The sequence below is a fragment of the Actinomyces oris genome (assembly GCF_001937665.1).
Lineage (GTDB): Bacteria > Actinomycetota > Actinomycetes > Actinomycetales > Actinomycetaceae > Actinomyces > Actinomyces stomatis.
In genome coordinates this window covers 99888-119423 of record NZ_MSKL01000007.1, presented here as the reverse complement: position 1 = coordinate 119423, position 19536 = coordinate 99888, and the positions used below count along the sequence as shown (strand labels likewise).

Here is a 19536-nt window from a genome sequence, read left to right as displayed (position 1 = left end):
GAACCCGTCAGTCGCGGGCGTGGACGGACACGAAGTTGGCCAGGAGCTTCCAGGAGTCGGAGACGTCGTCGAGGCGCACGCGGGCCTGGAGCTCGGCGAGCTCGTCGTCGGCGAAGTAGCCGTGGCCGGAGTAGAAGCCGAGCCGGTGGGCGAGGTAGTCGCCGTCGAGCTCGGGATGGAACTGGGTGGCGTAGAGGTTGTTCTTGATGCGGAATATCTGCACGGGGCAGGCCTGGCCGGTCCCCAGGACGACGGCGTGGGACGGCAGCTCGGTGACGGCCTCCTTGTGGGCGACGAAGGCCTGGAAGACCTCCGGGACGCCGGCGCAGATCGGGTCGGCCAGGCCGGCCTCGGTGAGAGTGACCTCGGGGGCGGTGACGGCCTCACCGTAGGTGGTGTCGACAACCGCGCCCTGGTGGCAGGCGAGCGTGCCCACGCCGTAGCAGGCGCCGAAGAAGGGGAAGTCGGCCTCCACGACACGGTCGAGCAGGCCTGAGAGCTCGGCCTCGACCCGCTTCTGGGTGGCGGACTTCTTCTCCGCCGGGGTGGAGGCGTTGAAGGGGGAGCCACCCACGAGGATGCCGGACCAGTCGTCCAGGTCGATCTGCGGCAGGGACTGGGACTCCAGGCGCAGGCGACGAAGCGTGGACTCGTCCAGGCCGGTGCGCTTGAGGAACGCCTCGTACTCGGCGTCGGCGGGCTCATCGTCGCTGCGGGTGGCCAGGAAGAGGAAGGGTTTCACGAGATGACCTTAACGGGGGCTGGCAGTCCAGGCAGCATCCTTTCCCATGCCGTTCCCAGAATCACGTTCAGGCACCGGCCCGCAGGCTTCTGAGGACCTCCTCGACGGCGGCCAGGGTGACGCCGGAGGCCTGTCTCAGGGAGAGCTGCGCCCGCCCGAGGTTCCCGCCGGCGGTCGGGGCGTCGAGGTAGGTCAGGGCGGAGACCGCCACTCCCCTCGACGCCAGGACCATGGCCTCGGCCACGGAGTCGGTGACGGCAGCGTCGGCGCCCAGGGAGGCCAGGGCGCGGGACTCGGCCGGGCTCGGACGCAGCGGCCCGGGCACGAGGGCGACGACGGAGCTGCCGCTCACGCCGCGAAGGTTCCCCAGGCGCTCGGTGAGCCTCGCGTCCCAGCCCGCTGAGACCATGGCGGCGGCCGGGAAGAGAGGGCCGCCGGAGATGTTGAGGTGGTCGGCGACGACGCGTACCTGGCCCGGCGCCGACCCACCGGCCACGTCACCGGAGCCGCGCAGCGGGGTGGCGCGAGTGACGAGCAGGGCGGCGCGCAGGCGGGCCCCACTGGCGATCCGGGCCAGTGCCGTCGCACTGCGGGCGGCCTCACCCTCGTACATGCTGGTACGACCACGGGCGACGAGAACACCGAGACCCCCGCGCTCGTAGGACATGAGCGCATCCTCGTGGCCGGGGGCGCTCGGAGCCTGGACCCCGGGCAGGAAGGACAGGCGCACCCGGGCCGAGGGGCGCCCCCAGGCCTGGTCGAGATCGCGCAGGAAGGCAGGCTCGGCGATGACGAGGAGGTCGTGGCGGGCGCGACCCGTGGCCAGGAGGATGGAGGCGCCGTCGGGGTCCTCGTCCCAGTTTCCTGGTGGGGCGGACTGCTGGACCATGGATTCTCCTCGGGTGCGCCCGGGGCGGGCGGTGGGACAGGGAACGGCGGCCGACGTTGGACGCCGGCCAGGGTGGAGCGAAGTCTACGCGAAGACGCCTGCGGCCGCCGCCGAGATGAGCCCCTCCCTCACTCACCGACAGAATCTTCAGAATCGACGCGGCTCCGGGTCGATTCTGAAGATTCTGTCGATGTGTGTGCGGGCCGGGCAGGGCGTGCAGGGCTGCGGACAGGCACGGCCACGCCTCCACGATCTACATCGTGCGGTTGAAGTAGATGTTCCCCCCGATGAAGCTGATCAGCTGGAGCCACAGGACGATAACGAGGGCCGGGGTCATCGGCCCTCCGAAGGCACCCACGGCGCCAACGACAACATTGCCGAAGAACCCGACGACGCCGGTGAGGGCCCAGGCCCGCCGCGAGGCGGCCCTGTCCCGCTCGTCCTCCCGCTTCTCGAGCTCACGGACGAAGAAGGTGTCGTATCCGCGTCTCTTCGCGATGATCAGGGCGATGTACACGAGCATCACGGCTGACGCCCCACTGGCACCACCGTAGAGAAAGCCGTTGGACATCGGGACCGTCAACGCCGCCACCCACAGAAGGATCACTAGGACGACAACACAGACCATGCCCCCAATGACGGGCCGCCGCCGCTTGGTGGCCTTCAGGCTCTTCCGAGCACTCGGCGTCGAGTCGGAGGAGGAACCGGCGGCTGGGGTGGAGGAAGGAGTGGGCGTGGGCTCTGACTCAGACATGGAAGATTTCCTCAACGGTGGTCTCGAAGTAGCGGGCGATGGCGATGGCCAGGGGGAGGGAGGGGTCGTACTTGCCCTTCTCGATGGAGTTGATGCTCTGTCTGGAGACGCCCAGGGCGGCTCCGAGCTGGGCCTGGGTGAGACCGCGGGCCTCGCGCAGGCTGCGCACGTCGTTATCCATGGTCCTCACCGCCCGGGGCGCGGCGAGACAATCGGCTCATGCCGCAGCCGCGTTCCGGGCGGCACGCAGTCGCGGGGTCAGCCACGCGACGCCGACGACGGAGACGCCGATCATGGCGGCACCCATGAAGTGCACGACCAGCAGAAGTGGTCCGGCGGAAAGATGACTAGCCGCCGGGAGCATGAAGCCCACCATGATTCCGGTGGGGAGGGCACAGACGAAACTGGTTTGCCGCTCTCCGAGCTTCTTGAGGAGCTCGGGTGCCTCCTCGGCGCGGACCTCGGGCAGGCGCCGAGCCGAGTACCGGTAGACGAGCAGATAGAGGATGATCCCGGCGGCGAGACCACCGACCACCCCGGCGACGAAGGTGACACCGGAGGAGGTCGACGACACGGCGGCCAGGACAGGAGAAGCGGAGACGGCGGAGAGCATGGCGATCATCCCTTGAATAGCCACTCACCCCAAGAGTGGGTGTCATGTTTGCTTGACATGTCTAGTGTGCTTGACAGAACTTACCGTGTCAAGCGCGCTTCACTCGAAGAGTCCGGGCCACCGGCGCCCGCCCCGGACTCACCAACATTTTCTTCACAGACGACACGGCTCCGGGTCGTCTATGAAGAAACCGTCGATCTGTGCGGACAGGCGGGCCGGCGCGTCACGCCCCCCTTCACGCAGACCCCCACACGGACACTTATTGCACGTGACATGCAAAGACAGCGAGCTGTCGCCTAGTATCCACGCATGACTGAGCGGACTTTCACCATTAATGCACCGATCGATCAAGTTCGATCAATCGTTACCGATCTCTTCACCCAGGAGAACTGGACCGTCGTCCCCTTCTCCGGCGACACCCTCCAGATCATCCGCGGCAAGAGGGGCATGTCCATCGCCTTCGGCGCACTCATGGGCAGGAACTTCTATCTTTCGCAGAATCTTCAGTTCGCTACCGGCCCTTATGGCGAGACCCTGGTGCGCTACCTCTCCTCAGCGGGGTCGGCCGTCATCGGCGGCGCGCTCGGCATCCGCAAGTCCCTCAAGATCCACGCCGAGTACACCGACAAGCTCGCCGACGCCCTGGAGTCGCGGGACATCCTCATGAGCGTGAAGTAGCCACCGGCACCCGCGCGCCCCACCTCTCATCCCTATCCACCCACTGCGCCTCCGGTCGTCCACCGACCGGAGGCCTTCTGCTGCTCAGTACCCCTCACCCCGTCCGACGTCGGCCCCGCGCCCGCCCACTCCCCCACCGGGCACAATCAGGGCATGACTCGCACCGGGCCTCAGGGCCGCACGCAGCCTCCGCAGACCGACCCCATCGGGGCGCTGCTCTCCTCACCCCCGGACCTGCCGGTGGTCGAGGTACTGCCCGAGCTGCGCGAGCGCCTCTCCCCTGCCCCCTCCGGTTCCGACGACGTCGGCGGCTGCCTGGTCCTCACCGCCCCGCCCGGCACCGGTAAGACAACGCTCGTCCCACCGCTCCTGGCCGACGTCCTGGCCGGCGCCCAGGAGCGCGGGCCAGGCCGCGTCGTCGTCACCCAGCCGCGGCGCATCGCCGCCCGCGCGGCCGCCCGCCACCTGGCCGACCTCTTGGGTGAGGAGGTCGGCGGAACCGTCGGATACGCGGTGCGCGGGGAGCGGCGCGCCGGCCCGGACACGCGGATCGAGGTCGTCACCGCCGGTCTCCTCCTGCGCCGCCTCCAGCGGGACCCGGAGCTGAGCGGAGTCGACGCCGTCATCCTCGACGAGGTCCACGAGCGCTCCTTGGACAGCGACCTGCTCCTGGCCCTCCTGGCGGACGCACGCGCGGCCCTGCGCGAGGACCTGACGCTCGTGGCCATGTCCGCCACGCTCGACGCCGACCGACTGCGCCGCATTCTGGGCGGCTCGTCGGGCGGCGCCGCCCCGCTGGTGGAGGTGCCCGGCCGACTCCACCCCCTGGAGGAGGTGTGGGCGCCGCCGGGGCGAACCGGTCGCCTGGGGCCGCGCGGGGTGCCCCGGGAGTTCCTCGCCCACGTCGCCGCCACCGTGGAGCGGGCCCTGGCCGAGCGCCCCGGTGACGTGCTGGTCTTCCTGCCCGGCGCCCGCGAGGTCGACGACGTCGTCTCCCGGCTGCGCGGCGCGGTTCCCGCGGGCGTGGACGTCCTGCCGCTGCACGGCCGCCTGCCCGCGAGCGCCCAGGACGCGGCCCTGGCCCCGAGCCCGGTGGGGCGGCGGCGCGTCGTGGTGTCCACGAACGTGGCGGAGTCCTCGCTGACGGTGCCCGGGGTGCGGGTGGTGGTGGACTCCACGCTGGCGCGCGAGCCGCGCCTGGACGTGGCCCGCTCCATGAGTGGCCTGGTGACGGTGGGGGTCTCGCGGGCGGCCGGTGTGCAGCGGGCCGGGCGGGCGGGTCGCGAGGGCCCCGGCGTCGTCTATCGCTGCTGCTCGCCGACGGACTGGGCGCGTTCGCCGCTGGCTCCGACTCCGGAGATCCTCTCGGCCGACCTCACCGGTGCGGCCCTGGAGCTGGCCGTGTGGGGTGTGCCCGACGGCGCGGGGCTGGCCTGGGTGGATGAGCCGCCGGCTGCGGCGCTGGGGGCCGCCCGGGAGGCACTGGAGCGCCTGGGCCTGGCCGGGGACGATGGCGTGACTCCTCTGGGGCGCGCGGTGGCCGGCCTGCCGGCGGGCGTGCGCGAGGCGCGGGCCCTGCTGACGGCGGCACCGGTGCTGGGGGTGCGTCGGGCGGCACGGGCGACGGCGCTGCTGACCGCCGACCTACGAGCACCCGGCGGGGACCTGACGACCCTGGCCCGACAGGTGCGCGGTGGCGGGGCCGGGTCGGGGGCGTGGAAGGCGGAGGCGCGCCGACTGGAGCATGCCTGCCGGCGTGCCGTCTCCGAGCAGTCGGGGCGCCCCGAGGACCCGGCCTCCGCGAGCGCAGACCCTGAGGCGCCGGGCGCCATGGGGGTGTCGGGCTCGCCGGCCACGGGCCGCGGCCGGCGGATCACGGGAAGACCCGATGATCTCGGCGGGGGTGCTGCCGGGGCTGGGAGTGGTGAGGGCGCCGGGTCGGGTGACATGGAGGGTGACCTGGAGTCGGCAGTGGCGCTGGTGGCCGGGACGGCGCAGCCGCAGTGGATCGCGCGTCGTCGGGGGTCGGCTCCCCAGGCGGGCAAGGAGGCGCACTACGCGAGCGTCGCCGGGACCGGGCTGCGCCTGCCGGTGGGCTCGGCGCTGGCGGAGTCCGAGTGGTTGGCGGTGGCCGGCGTGGACCTGACCGGTGGCCGCGGGGACGCACTCGTCCGGGCTGCGGCGCCCCTCGATGAGCCGACGGCCCTGGAACTGGCCGGGGCCTGGCTGGCGGAGGAGGAGCGCACCGTCTGGGAGGGCGGGCGACTGCGCACTGAGCGCCTACGCCGCCTGGGGGCCATCACGCTCACCACCACCCCGGGGCCACCGCCGGGTCCGGCGGAGGTGGCGGACGCCGTCGTCGCACGGGTGCGCGCTGAGGGGGCCGATGCCGGCCTGGACGTGCTGCCTTGGGATGAGGAGGCTCGCAGCCTGCGCGCCCGCCTGGCCCTGCTGCATGAGCACCTGGGTGAGCCCTGGCCGGATATGAGCGATGCGGCCCTGGCTGAGCGGGCCGAGGAGTGGCTGGCACCGGCGGTGATGAGCCTGGCCGGGCAGTCCGGCGGCTCGGGCGGGTCAGGGAGGTCAGGTGAGTCAGCGTCATCGGGCTCCGGGGGCCGGCGTTTCAGCCTGGAGCGGCTGGACGTGGCTCAGGCGCTGCGGGCGCTGCTGCCGTGGCCGCAGGCGGCTCGCCTGGACGAGCTGGTGCCCGAGCGCCTTGAGGTCCCCTCCGGCTCACAGGTGCCGGTGGACTACACCGCGCTGGTCGGCGGCTCGGCAGGTGCCGCGGGCTCAACGGTCTCGGCCGACGCCGTGCGGGCGGGTCGGCCGGTTCTGGCGGTACGGGTCCAGGAGTGCTTCGGGTGGGCGGCCACGCCACGGATCGTTGAGGGCCGGGTGGCGGTGCTGCTGCACCTCCTGTCCCCGGCGCGCCGTCCGGTGGCGGTCACTGACGACCTGGCCTCCTTCTGGGAGCAGGGCTACCCGCAGGTGCGCGCCGAGATGCGGGGCCGCTACCCCAAGCACGCCTGGCCGGAGGACCCGTGGAACGCGCCCGCCACGAGGGGGACCGGGCGGCGTCGGTAGGTGGGGGCGAAGCCCAGCCGGGGTCATCCGGGGACGGCGGGCGGCACGTGCCCAAACGGGCCGGCACCGTCACGGCACTACCAGCGCTTCCGACGTCCCCGGCCGGCTCACACGCTCTGAGAAACAACCGGTCCGGCGGGCTTCACCAGGTGGAGGCGTCCAGGCGGCTGAAGCGGAAGCCGGTGGGGTTGCGCTCGGTGTCGGGGTCGGCGTCGGGCACGACGTATCCGACGATCTGAAGGTTCCAGGTGCCGCGCCCGCCCCACAGGGTGGCCGTGGTGCGGGTGCGGCCGCGCACCACCGGGAAGCCGGCGATCGTGTCCGCCTGGACGGAGATCACCTCGTGGGAGTGGTAGCGCATGGCGCCGTTGGCGATGTCGCCGAGCCACTCGACCTTGGGCTGGGGGTAGCCGGTCATGTGGGTCAGGACGCAGTAGTCGGTGAGCAGGGCGTCGATCGCCTTGGTGTCACCGGCGACCATGGCGTCGCACAGGAGTGAGTAGAGGTCGGCGGCTGCACGGGGCGCGATCTCGGAGGCGTGGGGATGCGGGCGGACCTGAGTGCGGGAACGGGACAGGGGACGGGATTCGTGGGGGCGGCGACTCATAGGCTAAGAGTAAGGCCCGACGCCAAATATATGAGGGACCAAGAGCGCTCATGCGGCCGGGTCGGGGTGGGGAGCCCTCGCGGGTTCCCCACCTCTCCCCGACAGATGACTACTTCCATCGCTACTGCCTCCATGCCTTGAACGCGACGGGTTCGGACCCTCGCGCCCCGAACACAGCGGGTGACGGCAATGCATCTCAGGAGGTGCGCGCGACTTGAGTCAGGCCCACAACGAGCCTATTCCTGAAGTCCTGTCCCGTAGATCGACCCTATAAGGCGGGAGGCCTCGCAACCGGTGTGGTTGCGAGGCCTCCTGTCTGGTCCACCGCGATTACTCAACAAACTGGAAGTCAGTCACCTCTCTGTCAGTACCGACCGTGCACGAGACATCAAACGACGGATAGCGCTTGCCAGCACTATCCCGGTTATAGGACTTCCCCTTGATCGTCACAGCCCCGTCAGTACTGTCAGTCCGCGACCAGTGTACGGACCAGTCCACCCCCGTGTTCTCAGTATCCGGCAGCGTTGGTAGATGCCTGTCACACAGTTTGCGTGCCTCAGCATCGCTCAGACCCTTCGGGGTGGCCGCCTGCTGTGTCTCCTTGGCAGCTGCCGCGGCGGCCGACTGTGAGGCCAGAGCCCTCACGACATCTCCCTCAGTCGCAGACGGCGATGGCGACGACGAGGACGACATACCATCGTTCAGGCAAGAACCGAAAGCAGTGAGAGCGACGATGACGGCCACGATGATGAACCAGCGCCGCCGATAGAACGGCTTGGGCTCCGGGACAGGCACAGGGACGGACATGGATGTTCCTTCAGAGACATAGGGATGAGGTGATCCCAAGCCTAGAACCGTGTCCTCCACTAGGACTCCAACGATACGAAACAGAAACCCGCCACTCCAACTATTCGTTGGAGTGGCGGGCCCTCCCGTGGCGGTAGCGCTGGGATTCGAACCCAGGGTGGCTATGAACCACACAGACTTTCGAGATCTGCACCTTCGGCCGCTCGGACACGCTACCTCGTCCATGAGGTTACACGGACGTTGCCCTACTCCCCAATGCGACGTCCTGCGGTATCAGTCACGACCGACGTCATTCTCATCTGGCCCGGTCGCCTGAGGTCCCTCAGCGGCGGTCGGTGAAGAAGGCGGTCAGGAGCTCCTGGGACTGCTGGGCGCGCAGGCCGGCGCGCACCTCGACCTGGTGGTTGGCGCGGGTGTCGCGCACGACGTCGCGCACCGAGCCACAGGCCCCGGTCCGGGGCTCCCAGGCCCCCAGGGCGAGTCGGGCCACCCGGGCCAGGACGATGGCGCCGGCACACATGGTGCACGGCTCGAGGGTGACCACGAGGGTGCAGCCGTCCAGGTGGGAGTCGCCCAGTGCGGCACCGGCGGCGCGCAGGGCGCGGATCTCGGCGTGCGCCGTCGGGTCGCGCTCGGCCTCGCGGGCGTTGGCGGCCTCGGCCAGGACGGTCCCCTCCGGCGAGAGCACGACGGCGCCCACCGGCACCTCCCCCGCCTCACCGGCCGTCCGGGCCAGCTCCAGGGCGCGAGCCATCGCGGAGTCCAGCAGTTGCGCAGAGGGCGGAGGCGTCACGAGTTCATTATCTCGTTATAGGCTCCCGACGACATGCCCGGGCTCGGACAGCGCCCGCCCCCACCGGCCCCCGGCGCCTCGCTCCCGGTGTCGTGCGCGTTCCGAGGCCAGCACTCCCAACCCCATGAAGACCCCGTGAAGACCCCCATGAAGAACGGAGCAGGTCGGTGAGCCGGTCCCCCGAATCGAGCGATGAGAGCGAGTCCGCAGCAGGCGACCCCTCAGAGGGCTCCTCCCCGCCGGCCCCGTCGTCGGACCGGTTCTCAGTGCTGCGGCTCCCCAGCGGCTCCCTCCCCGGCGCACTGCTCGGCAAGCTGCCGGGCAAGCAGCCCTTCAACCCGGTGGTGTTCTTCGTGTCGGCCACCATCATCGCGATCGTCGCCCTGGCCGCGCTCGTCGCCCCCGACGTCGTCAAGAGCGCCTTCGGGGCCGCCGTGACCTGGACGAGCCGATGGTTCGGCTCCTTCTACATCCTGCTCATCACGGCCGCGCTGGTCTTCATCCTGGGCCTGGCCTTCTCCCGGTTCGGGCGCATCCGTCTGGGCCCGGACAACTCGACGCCGGACTTCTCCACCTTCGCCTGGACGGCCATGCTCTTCGCCGCCGGCATCGGCACCGAGATCCTGTTCTTCGCAGTCGCCGAGCCAGTCGACCAGTACGTGCACCCGCCCACCGGCGACGCCCAGGCCATCCCCCAGGCCGTCCGCGCCCGCGAGGCCATCGTCCTGTCCCTGTTCCACTACGGCATCTCCGGCTGGGGCCTGTATGCCCTGGTGGGCCTGGCCATGGCCTACTTCGCCTACCGACGCCGCGACACGCTCACGCTGCGCTCCACCCTGCGCCCGCTGCTGGGCCGGCACACCGAGGGCGTCATCGGTGACATCGTCGACGCCGCGGCGCTGGTCGGCGGGGTCTTCGGCATCGCGGCCTCGCTGGGGGTCGGCGTCGTCCAGCTGAACGTGGCCCTCAATATCCTGTTCGGGCTGCCGCAGGGCTTCCCCACCCAGATCGGGCTGACCGCCCTGGCCGTCGTCATGGCCACCGTCTCGGCCGTCTCCGGCGTCGACCGGGGCGTGCGCGTCCTGTCCACCATCAACGTGCTGCTGGCCATCGGCCTGGCCCTGTGGGTGCTCATCACCGGTGACGCCGCCTTCCTCATCGACGCGCTCGTCGGCTCCATCGGCGACTTCTTCACCCGCTTCCCGCAGCTGACGCTGGAGACCTACGCCTACAACCGGCCCGACGACTGGCTCAACGCCTGGACCCTGTTCTTCTGGGCCTGGTGGATCGCCTGGGCGGCCTTCGTGGGCATGTTCCTGGCCCGCATCTCACGCGGCCGCACCATCCGCCAGTTCGTGCTCGGCAGCCTCCTGCTGCCCTTCTGCTACATCCTCATGTGGGTGGCGATCTTCGGCAACCACGCCCTGGACCTGGTCATCCGCGGCAACGGCGAGTTCCGGGACATCACCCTGGAGCGACCCGAGCAGGGGCTGTACTGGATCCTGGAGCACCTGCCGGGACAGAAGATCCTCATCGCCCTGGCCCTGTTCGTCGGGATCCTCTTCTACGTCACCAGCGCCGACTCCGGCGCCCTGGTCATGGCCAACCTCTCCAGCCGCATCCGCTCGGCGCGCCAGGACGCCGCCCCCTGGCTGCGGATCTTCTGGGCAGCCCTGACCGGGATCCTCACCATCGCGATGCTCGTGGCCGGCGGCATCCCCATCCTGCAGCAGGCCACCATCGTCATGGCGCTGCCCTTCTCCGGGGTCCTCGTCCTCATCATGTACACCCTGTGGCGCTCCCTGAGTACCGAGGACACCTACAACCAGGCCCTGAGCCAGGCCAACCGCAACCGGGCCCTGGGCTTCAACGGGTCGGCCGCGGGGCTGGAGCAGACGCCCTGGCGCGAGCGCCTGGCGCACACCCTCAACTCGGTGTCCCCCGACGAGGCCGGCAACGCCATGGAGCGGCGCATCGTGCCGGCCCTGGAGGCGGTGGCCACCGAGCTGCGCAAGGAGAACGTCTCCGCCGAGGTCTTCGTCGAGGGCCCCGAGGCCCAGGACCCCGACGACGAGCGCACATTCCTGGGGCGCGCCAGCCTGGTGGTCTCCTCCCACCCGGCCACCAACAGCGGTGAGGAGCAGTCCAGCTCCATCGACTCCTTCCGCTACGTGGTGCGCATGGTGGTCACGCCGGTGCCCGCCTACGGCTTCGCCGTCCACGAGGCCGACGACCTCACGGTGCGCCTCGAGGTGCGCCCGCACAGCGGCGGCCAGGGCTACGACGTCGTCGACTGGAACTCCGACCAGGTGGCCCACGACGTCCTCGACCACTACGAGCGCTGGCTGGAGTACGTGGGCACCTCCGAGAAGAGTGAATCCCGGTTCTCACACCGGCTCTGACGCCCGCGTTCCCGCGCCCGCTCCGGCCCACCATCCCCCACCGTCTCCCGATCCGCCCCCCCCAACGCTGACAGGGACATTCCGCGCGGCCGGGGGCTTCTTCTTCCGGACGGGGACATCCTGCGCGTGCGGGTGCGGGATTCCTGTCCCCGACGGCGTCGAACGTCCCCGCCCGGAGCGGGCCGCACCCGGCCGCGTCGAATGTCCCCGCCGGCAGTCGGCAGCGTCCGCAGGCGGCCGGAAGTCAGTCCTCCTCGACCGTGAAGGAGGCGAGGCGCTCCTGGAAGGCGGGGTCGTAGTGGTTGACGACGCCCTGTCCCTCGTCGAGGGCGGCGATGGCCCGCATGTCGGCGTCGTCGAGCTGGAAGTCGGTGACGTCGAGGTTGGTGACCATGCGCTCGCGGTGGACCGTCTTGGGGATGACGATGATGTCCAGCTGGATGAGGTAGCGCAGAGCCACCTGGGCGGCGGTCTTGCCGTACTTCTCGCCGACCTCGGTGAGCACCGGGTGGGTGAAGATGTTGTTGCGGCCCTGGGCCAGCGGGCCCCAGGACTCCAGGGCGGTGCCGTACTTGGTGTACCACGTGCGGGTGTCGGTCTGCTGGTTGAAGACGTGGGTCTCCATCTGGTTGACGGCCGGAGGCACCTCGACGTGCTGCGCCAGGTCCACGAACCGGTCGGGGAAGAAGTTGGAGACGCCGATGGCGCGGACCTTGCCGGCGGCCAGGGCCTTCTCCATGGCGCGGTAAGTGCCGTAATAGTCGCCGAAGGGCTGGTGGACGAGCAACAGGTCGATGTAGTCGGTGCCCAGGCGGCGCAGGGAGCCGTCGATGGAGCGGGCGGCGCGCTCGTCCCCGGCGTTGGTGAGCCACACCTTGGTGGTGAGGAAGACGTCCTCGCGGGGCAGTCCGCAGGCGGCGACGGCCGCTCCCACGCCCTCCTCGTTGCGGTAGGCCTGGGCGGTGTCGACGTGGCGGTAACCGACCTCGAAGGCCTCGAGCACGGCCCGCTCGGTCTCCTCCGGCGGGGTCAGGTAGACGCCGTAGCCGATCTGCGGGATGTCGACACCGTTGTTGAGAGTAATGGTGGGGGTGGAGCCGTTGGCCATGAGTTCTCCTTCGATGCGTTCGGTGCCGGCAACTTAGCCCCGCAGGCGGGTGCGACGTCAGACCCTTTCGCCCCCGGCCCAACCGGCGTGCGCGGGCCGTCCTGGTCCGGCCGCGCCCCGAACCTGAGCCCGGCCCCCGGGGCCGAACCCGGCCGTACGCCCGAGCCTGAACCTGGTCGCACTCAGGCCTGAGCTCGGACACATCCCGGACCCGAACCTGGACACACCTCGGGCCTGCGCCTGGCCGCCGACGGGGACATCCTGCGCGGTCGGGGACTCTTCCCTACAACCGGGGGCATCTCACGCGTACGGGGACAGGATTCCTGTCCCCGGCGGCGTCGAACGTCCCCACCCGCAGCGGACTGCACCCGGCCGCGTGGAATGTCCCCGGCCGCACTGCACAGGGTGGGGCCTGGTGGCGAATGCGCCACTCACGCGAGAGATGTGTGGAGTCTGAACCTGGTTTGGTCGGGGTTGTGCATCGGGAAGCGACGGCACGCGGTGGCCCAGACAGCCCTCTACGGCGGACCCGATGTCCAAATCTGCGGCAAAGGAGCCCATGCACTCTTCGCACCTTCAGCAGAACCGCGGAATCATGCGGTTTCATGTCGCTGACCTCAGCTCGTTCACGCCCTTTGCTGCAGATTTGGACACAACACGGTCAGCATCGCGAGATCTCAGCGGGGACGCCGGCGGCAAATCCGACACCGGCGGTGAAGGTCAGTCGCGGGCACGCAGCACCTGCCCCAGGCTCTGCTCGCCCGCGAGCGCCCCGGCTCGGGCGGAGACGACGACGGCCAGGCAGGTGGTCGCCAGGGTCGCCGCGCAGACGAGGCCCAGCGTCGCCCAGGGGAACCCCAGCAAGATGCTGGCCAGCGGCCTGTGCACGGCCTCTGCCACCAGAACGGCCGTGGACAGGGTGACAAGCAGGCCGAGGACGGTCGCAGCGGCGGCGTGGAGAACTCCCTCGAGGACCTCGATGGCCAGCACGTCGCGCTCCATGGCCCCGGCGGCGCGCAGAAGGGCGGCGTCACGGCGGCGCCGGCCCGCACTCATGGCGATGACGGCCACGCCCCCGACCCAGGACACGAGGAAGGGCAGCCCGAACACGGAGGTGAAGCCCGTGACGGTGATCTCGGAGGAGGCCGATGCCGGGCCGAAGGCAATGGCAACCAGCCCGATCGTCACCACGAAGGGCAGGACGGTGGCCGCCGAGCGGCGCGACTCCAGGGCGCAGGTGCGTCCGGCGACATGCCAGGCGACACCGGGATCCGGAATGAGAGCAGCGAGCAGGCGCTCCAGGACCGGGCTGATCCAGCCGCACAGGATGCACACGAACATCAACCCGCACAGAACGCCACCGAAAAGGCTCGTGAAGACGTCCTGATTCTCCCCACTGCGGATGACGAGGAACTCGGCGGCCCACCCAGCCGCGGCGGCAGCGGCCCAAAGCAGCCGCAGGAGACCCTTGAGGACTCGTCCCGCGCTCCACCGTACTCTCTGCCCGCCCGATCCGCGCAGGAGCAGGGCTTCCGGAGTGCGTGAGGCCCGTTTGGCCGCGCCCCGACCACCTATGACGAGGGTGCCGGCGCTGATGATCGCGGTCCAGATGAGGTCGGCGAGTTTCCACTGAGGCACCGCGCCGGGCAGGGCAGCCCCTTCGGAGATGAGCCGGTGCATCATGAATCGGCTGATGGGCAGGCTCAACGGCACCGCGACGAGAGAGGTGAGCGTCCCGAGGGCGAGGAGCTGGCCCTGGATGACCAGGCGAACCATGGAGGGGCTCATACCCAGGGCCTTCCACAGCCCGTGGTCGCGCTCACGCTGGGAGACCGCGAGGTTGCTGGTGGAGGACAGAACGGTCACGGCAGCGAAGACGACCCCAATGATGATGATGCCTGAGACGGATTCGGCCCCATCGATCATCGTAGGATCTCCCGCAGCCTCCGCTGCGGCGAAGGCGCCATGGGCGACCCGGAACTGGCCGGCAACGGCAGAGGCGGCCACGACGGCGACGACGGCGGTCCACGCCCAGGAGCCGGCGTGGCGGCGCAGGTCGGACAGGAGCAGGCGGATCATCGAGGGCCTCCGGCACCGCGGGCGGACAGGACGGCATCGGAGACGGCGGCAGGGTCACCTCCGGGGAGGGAGGCGACGAGGCGGCCGGCGTCCATGACGAGGACGTGCTGGGCCCGGGCGGCGGCTGCGGCGTCATGCGTCACCATGAGGACCGTGGTCGGCTTCTGGGCAGGAGCCGCGGGCACGGCACCGGGCACAGCACCGGGGCCTCCAGCGAGCTCGGCGAGCCAGTCGAGGACGGTCGCGGCGGCGACGACGTCGAGGGCGGCCGTGGGCTCATCGGCGAAGACGATGTCGGGGCGGGAGGCCAGAACACGGGCGATGGCGACGCGCTGGCGCTCGCCGCCGCTCATCTGATGAGGCAGATGGCGGGCCTGCTCGCTCAAGCCCACGCGCTCGAGGGCATCGTCGACGGCACTGCGGCTCAGGGGTCTGCGACGCAGGCGACCGGGCAGGGCCACGTTGTCGCGCGCGGACAGGGAAGTGACGAGGTTGTCGTCCTGGAAGACGAAGCCGACGTGCCGGGCCCTGAAGCGGGCCGCAGCTCGGGGGCGAAGCGAGCCCGTCCGGGTGCCGAGGAGCTGAACGGTCCCGGCTGTGGCGGTATCAAGTCCGGCGATACACTGCAGAAGAGTGGACTTGCCGCAGCCGGAGGCGCCGACCAGAGCGGTGAAGCTGCCAACGGGCAGGGCGAGGTCGACACCGTTGAGTGCGGTGACATCGGCGTTGCGGCGCCCCTGGACGCGGAAGACACGGGTGAGTCCGGCTACCTCGATGGCCGGCGGTACCTGCGGCCCCTGATGGTCGGCGCTGACTGCGGCGGGACGACCCTGATGACGGATCATGACAGCCCCCAAACCCCTGCGACTGCAAGGACGAGCCAGGTGAGGACGGATACCGCTCGGCTTCCCGCCAGGGCGCCCAGCCCCCATCGCACGGCCGGACGCCTCAGCCAGGGCCCCACGATGATCAGCAGCGCAGCCAGGACCGAGGGCAGCCAGGTCCGCACCTCGGCGTCGCTCATCCTGGCCAGCGGGTCGTGTATCCAGATCGTCACCACCCCAAGCACCTCGGTGCGAGCGAGTCCTTGGAAACGGGCCGGTACCGGCGAGAGGACGCCCGCGACGTCGACGGCGCGGGGACGGAACAGGGGCGGACGGAACAGGTCAAGGCTCATGCTCACCAGTTCACTCATCACAGGCCGCCGACGCACTGGTGCCCACTCCCGTCTTCGAGTCGGGCCGATCCCACCTCACCCCCCGGTCGAGCGCGCACCACCTCGGGGGTGCCAGCACCACCCTAGGGCGCACATGCGGCAAGTACTGGGGAGCCAGCACGAGTGCGCCCCTAGGGCCGGGCCCGTTAGCGTCGTCGGTATGACCTCGGCATCATCACTCGCCCCCCTCCCCGACCTTCCTACGACCGCACCCATAGGGGGCCCGGAGGACAGGACCATCCCTCTTCCATCGGCTGCCGGCACGTCCGCAACCGTCCCATCCGCAGCAGGTCCACAGTCCGCCCCTTCCTCGCCGGAGCGCCATCCGAGCCGGAGCCTCCGGTGGATCAGCATCATCGGCTGGGAGTTCCTGCACGCCGCGCTGTGGATGCCAATGGCTGTTCTCCTCGTGCCCTCCGTCCTGCTGTTCCACCTGACACTCCCCCTGGGCGCGTCGCTGGAGCGCGCCGTTGCACGCAGACTGGGAACCGACGCTCCGTCAGGCCACAAGGAGAACCAGCGCAGGAGCCCGTGGCTGCTGGCACGCGTCGCTCACGTGGAGTTCTGGCGCCAGGACCTGCCCCTGTGCGTGGGAGGCATGGCGTTGAGCACGGCGTCGTTCTTCCTGACCGCGCTCCTTGGAGCCCTACTCGCCGCCAGCGTGCTGGCGCCCTTCATGTCATCCTCTGAGGCCCCCATCAGGTTGGACCTGGGCGGTCGCGAGATAGCGGTGTCCGGTTTGCAATCCGCCCCGATACTGGCACCGGTCGGCCTGATCGCCCTCAGCCTCCTCCTCGGCGCGCTCTGGGGACTGGGGAGACTACGGCTGCTGCTGGTCAAGGCGCTGTCAGGCGAGCGCAGGAGGCAGCGCCTCGAGCAGCTGACCGCCGAGGTCGGCCACCTCACGGCCAGCCGAGCCACCCTCATGGACGCCTTCGAGGCCGAGCGCACCCGCATCGAGCGCGACCTGCACGACGGCACCCAGCAGGAACTCGTCGCCCTCGCCATGAACCTGGGCGGGCTGCGCCTGGCCGCCGAGTCCCTGCCCGAGGACGACGCCGCCTCCACGTCCCGGACCGCACTGTTGGAGGGGATCGATACCGCGCAGGACCGCGCGGAGTCCGCCCTGAAAGACCTGCGTGAAACGGTGCGCGGCATCCGACCGGCGGTCCTGTCCGAACGCGGACTGGCACCGGCCCTGAAGGACCTGGCAGGACGGGCGCCGCTGCCGACCAGCGTCGTCATCGAGGCGGAGAAGGCCGACCTGGCCCGAATCTCACAGCCGGTGGGGACAGTCGTCTATTTCGCGGTGGCCGAGGCACTGACGAACGCCGCCAAGCACGCTCGGGCCACACGCGCCACGGTCGCGCTGCGCTGCACGAGCACCGGCCTGAGCGCCGTCATCACCGACGACGGACGTGGCGGGGCCGACCCGGGGCGGGAGAACGCCACCGGCCTGCGTGGTATGACGCAGCGGGTGGAGTCCATCGGCGGGCGGCTGGAGGTCAGTTCCCCCGAGGGTGCCGGGACGCAGCTGACGATCACAGCGCCGCTGACGCCGCCATGGGGCACGGATAACTCGCAGGACGGGCGGATGAACGAACCGGAAGGCGACCACCCGGCTAGGTGAGGGAGGATGTACCCATGCGGATCCTGCTCGCCGATGACGCCGCCCTTCTGCGCGAGGGACTGGCCGGACTACTGACCACCGCCGGGCACGAGGTCGTGGCACAGGTGGCCGACGCCGACGCCCTGCGCGCTGAGGTCGAGCGCCTGGCCGCCGCCGGGGAACTGCCCGACGTCGTCGTCACCGATGTGCGGATGCCGCCGACCGGCACGGATGACGGACTACGTGCGGCGATCGAGCTGCGCCGAACCCACCCGGGGCTACCGGTGGTGGTGCTGAGCGCCTACGTAGCCGGCCCCTACGTGCAGGACCTGCTCGAGGAGACCGAGTCCCCGGCCCCGCCGGCCGGCTCCGGAACCCCCGGCGCAAGCAGCGGGGGCGCCGTGGGCTACCTGCTCAAGGAGCGCGTGGGACGAGTGGCGGACTTCCTTCACTCGCTCGACGTCGTCGTGGGCGGCGGGGTGGTTATTGATCCGGAGGTGGTCTCCCACCTCATGAAGGCGGCCCGTGCGGGCGCGGCCACGGGGACAACAGGAGGCTCGGGGACAAGTGCGGCCACCGCATCACCCGGCTCCCAGGTTCCGGAGACGGCGGGGGCGGTCTCGCAGTCAACGCCGTCGAGTGGGATCACAAGTGCGGCGCCGGGCGGGGTGGGCCTGGACCGGCTGACGCGACGCGAGCAGGAGGTGCTGGGGCTCATGGCGCAGGGACTGTCCAATGCGCAGATCGCCGAGCGGCTGGTGCTCTCCGACGGGGCGGTGGCCAAGCACGTGGCGAATATCTTCCGAGGGCTGGACCTGCAGCCCGGCGAGGAGAACCGGCGTGTGCGAGCTGTCCTGGCCTGGCTGCACGCCCGAGCCTGAGACCAGCCACGCCCCCGAACCCGGCCGTACACCTGGGCCTGCGCCCGGCTACCGACGGGGACATCCTGCGCAGTCGGGGACTCTTCCCTACAGCCGGGGGCATCTCACGCGTACGGGGACAGGATTCCTGTCCCCGACGGCGTCGAACGTCCCCACCCGCAGCGGACTGCACCCGGCCGCGTGGAATGTCCCCGGCCGCACTGCACAGGGTGGGGCCTGGTGGCGAATGCGCCACTCGGGGGAGGGCGTTTTGAGTCTTGGACTGGTTGTAGTCAGGGAGTACGTCGGGATCCAGTGACCCATAGAGGGACCGAACCGGCCCCACGGCGAGCCCGATGTCCAAATCGGTGACAAAGGGCTTGGGCAGAGTGAAACGAGCGAAATGAAACCGCATGATTCCACGGTTCTGTTGAAAGAGTGAAGAACGCAAGAGCTCCTTTGTCACCGATTTGGACACAACATGGCCGGCGCTGCTTCCAGCCCGCCGGGGCGACGTGGTCACGCCGTGAGCGAGGACGAGGCCGACGCGCGTTGTGACGGTGCGGACCCGGCTGCGGGATTAGGCTGTCCCCATGCGCCTCCACGTTGCCGATCACCCCCTCATCGACCACAAACTCTCCGTCCTGCGTGATGAGAGGACGCCGTCGGCGGTCTTCCGCCAGCTGGTGGACGAGCTCGTCACCCTGCTCGCCTACGAGGCCACCCGCGAGGTGCGCACCGAGGAGGTGGAGATCCGCACCCCCGTGGCGTTGGCCCAGTGCCGCCGCCTGGCCGACCCGCGGCCGATCGTGGTGCCGATCCTGCGCGCGGGTCTGGGGATGCTCGAGGGCATGACCCGCCTGCTGCCCACGGCGGAGGTCGGCTTCCTGGGGATGAAGCGCGATGAGGACACCCTGGAGGTGGAGACCTACGCCAACCGCCTGCCCGACGACCTCTCGGGCCGGCAGTGCTTCGTCGTCGACCCCATGCTCGCCACCGGCCACACCCTCGTGGCCGCCATCGACTACCTGCTTGAGCGCGGGGCGCGCGACGTCACCGCGCTGTGCCTCATCGCCGCACCCGAGGGGGTCAAGACGCTGGAGGAGGCGGTCGGCGAGCGCGCGAACGTCACGGTGGTGACCGCCGGGGTGGACGAGCGGCTCAACGAGCACGCCTACATCGTGCCCGGTCTCGGCGACGCCGGAGACCGCCTTTACGGCATCGTCGACTGACTCGCCTGTCCCCGTCTGACCGCATCATTTCAACGGCGCAGTTGGAGGCCGATGCTCCCATTC

At 70.3% G+C, this 19536-nt stretch carries 18 protein-coding genes and 1 tRNA gene; 6 read left to right on the top strand and 13 right to left on the bottom strand.

The window, feature by feature from the left end:
• Nucleotides 1–7: 7 nt before the first annotated feature.
• From BKH28_RS03480 to BKH28_RS03460, 5 genes are all read right to left on the bottom strand, one after another.
• Nucleotides 8–742: a glutamine amidotransferase gene (locus BKH28_RS03480; RefSeq protein ID WP_075417490.1), complete on the bottom strand. Its 735-nt coding sequence runs from the start codon at nucleotides 740–742 to the stop codon at nucleotides 8–10.
• A 67-nt stretch (nucleotides 743–809) separates the two neighbouring features.
• A complete protein-coding gene (locus BKH28_RS03475) occupies nucleotides 810–1631 on the bottom strand; it encodes a purine-nucleoside phosphorylase (protein ID WP_075417489.1) in 822 nt (273 codons plus the stop codon).
• A gap of 253 nt (nucleotides 1632–1884) precedes the next feature.
• The gene (locus BKH28_RS03470) at nucleotides 1885–2385 is read right to left on the bottom strand and encodes a hypothetical protein (protein ID WP_256695460.1); all 501 of its coding nucleotides are present in this window, start codon (nucleotides 2383–2385) and stop codon (nucleotides 1885–1887) included.
• A complete protein-coding gene (locus BKH28_RS03465; RefSeq protein ID WP_075250197.1) occupies nucleotides 2378–2566 on the bottom strand; it encodes a helix-turn-helix transcriptional regulator in 189 nt (62 codons plus the stop codon). The genes BKH28_RS03470 and BKH28_RS03465 overlap by 8 nt, the downstream gene beginning before the upstream one ends.
• Nucleotides 2567–2602: 36 nt before the next feature.
• On the bottom strand, nucleotides 2603–2998 hold the full coding sequence (locus BKH28_RS03460) for a PTS sugar transporter (RefSeq protein WP_256695459.1): 396 nt from the start codon (nucleotides 2996–2998) through the stop codon (nucleotides 2603–2605).
• Between the two features lie 309 nt (nucleotides 2999–3307).
• Between BKH28_RS03460 and BKH28_RS03455 the strand changes: the two genes are divergently transcribed.
• Both BKH28_RS03455 and BKH28_RS03450 read left to right on the top strand, forming a co-directional pair.
• Nucleotides 3308–3676 carry a hypothetical protein gene (locus BKH28_RS03455; RefSeq protein ID WP_075417487.1) on the top strand — a complete coding sequence of 123 codons (369 nt, stop codon included), beginning with the start codon at nucleotides 3308–3310 and terminating at the stop codon, nucleotides 3674–3676.
• 153 nt (nucleotides 3677–3829) lie between these two features.
• Nucleotides 3830–6760, top strand: coding sequence for an ATP-dependent RNA helicase (locus BKH28_RS03450; protein ID WP_075417486.1), 2931 nt, complete (start codon nucleotides 3830–3832; stop codon nucleotides 6758–6760).
• Between the two features lie 142 nt (nucleotides 6761–6902).
• Here BKH28_RS03450 and BKH28_RS03445 read toward each other — a convergent pair whose 3' ends face one another.
• The 4 genes from BKH28_RS03445 to BKH28_RS03435 form a co-directional block, all read right to left on the bottom strand.
• On the bottom strand, nucleotides 6903–7367 hold the full coding sequence (locus BKH28_RS03445; protein WP_075417485.1) for a nuclear transport factor 2 family protein: 465 nt from the start codon (nucleotides 7365–7367) through the stop codon (nucleotides 6903–6905).
• A 330-nt stretch (nucleotides 7368–7697) separates the two neighbouring features.
• Nucleotides 7698–8174, bottom strand: coding sequence for a hypothetical protein (locus BKH28_RS03440; protein ID WP_075417484.1), 477 nt, complete (start codon nucleotides 8172–8174; stop codon nucleotides 7698–7700).
• A 128-nt stretch (nucleotides 8175–8302) separates the two neighbouring features.
• A tRNA-Ser gene (locus BKH28_RS13525) sits at nucleotides 8303–8391 on the bottom strand.
• Nucleotides 8392–8496: 105 nt separating this feature from the next.
• Nucleotides 8497–8928, bottom strand: a complete 432-nt coding sequence (locus BKH28_RS03435; protein ID WP_075417516.1) for a nucleoside deaminase — start codon at nucleotides 8926–8928, stop codon at nucleotides 8497–8499.
• Nucleotides 8929–9134: 206 nt separating this feature from the next.
• On the opposite strand from BKH28_RS03435, the gene betT reads away from it, so the two are divergent.
• The gene (gene betT, locus BKH28_RS03430) at nucleotides 9135–11369 is read left to right on the top strand and encodes a choline BCCT transporter BetT (RefSeq protein ID WP_075417483.1); all 2235 of its coding nucleotides are present in this window, start codon (nucleotides 9135–9137) and stop codon (nucleotides 11367–11369) included.
• Between the two features lie 244 nt (nucleotides 11370–11613).
• On the opposite strand, the gene BKH28_RS03425 is transcribed toward betT, so the two are convergent.
• The 4 genes from BKH28_RS03425 to BKH28_RS13720 form a co-directional block, all read right to left on the bottom strand.
• On the bottom strand, nucleotides 11614–12477 hold the full coding sequence (locus tag BKH28_RS03425) for an aldo/keto reductase (protein WP_075417482.1): 864 nt from the start codon (nucleotides 12475–12477) through the stop codon (nucleotides 11614–11616).
• A 720-nt stretch (nucleotides 12478–13197) separates the two neighbouring features.
• A complete protein-coding gene (locus BKH28_RS03420; RefSeq protein WP_075417481.1) occupies nucleotides 13198–14556 on the bottom strand; it encodes an FtsX-like permease family protein in 1359 nt (452 codons plus the stop codon).
• On the bottom strand, nucleotides 14553–15401 hold the full coding sequence (locus tag BKH28_RS03415; RefSeq protein WP_081380020.1) for an ABC transporter ATP-binding protein: 849 nt from the start codon (nucleotides 15399–15401) through the stop codon (nucleotides 14553–14555). Before BKH28_RS03415 ends, BKH28_RS03420 begins: the two co-directional genes overlap by 4 nt.
• Nucleotides 15398–15733, bottom strand: a complete 336-nt coding sequence (locus BKH28_RS13720; protein ID WP_256695458.1) for a hypothetical protein — start codon at nucleotides 15731–15733, stop codon at nucleotides 15398–15400. Before BKH28_RS13720 ends, BKH28_RS03415 begins: the two co-directional genes overlap by 4 nt.
• Nucleotides 15734–16166: 433 nt before the next feature.
• Here BKH28_RS13720 and BKH28_RS03405 point away from each other — a divergent pair, with 433 nt between their 5' ends.
• The 3 genes from BKH28_RS03405 (at nucleotide 16167) to upp (ending at nucleotide 19473) form a co-directional block, all read left to right on the top strand.
• Complete coding sequence (locus tag BKH28_RS03405) at nucleotides 16167–17402, top strand: sensor histidine kinase (protein WP_256695457.1); 1236 nt, start codon at nucleotides 16167–16169, stop codon at nucleotides 17400–17402.
• Between the two features lie 14 nt (nucleotides 17403–17416).
• Entirely contained in the window at nucleotides 17417–18262 is an 846-nt protein-coding gene (locus tag BKH28_RS03400; protein WP_075417479.1) for a response regulator, read from the top strand.
• Between the two features lie 572 nt (nucleotides 18263–18834).
• Nucleotides 18835–19473, top strand: coding sequence for a uracil phosphoribosyltransferase (gene upp / locus BKH28_RS03395; RefSeq protein WP_075417478.1), 639 nt, complete (start codon nucleotides 18835–18837; stop codon nucleotides 19471–19473).
• Nucleotides 19474–19536: the final 63 nt, after the last annotated feature.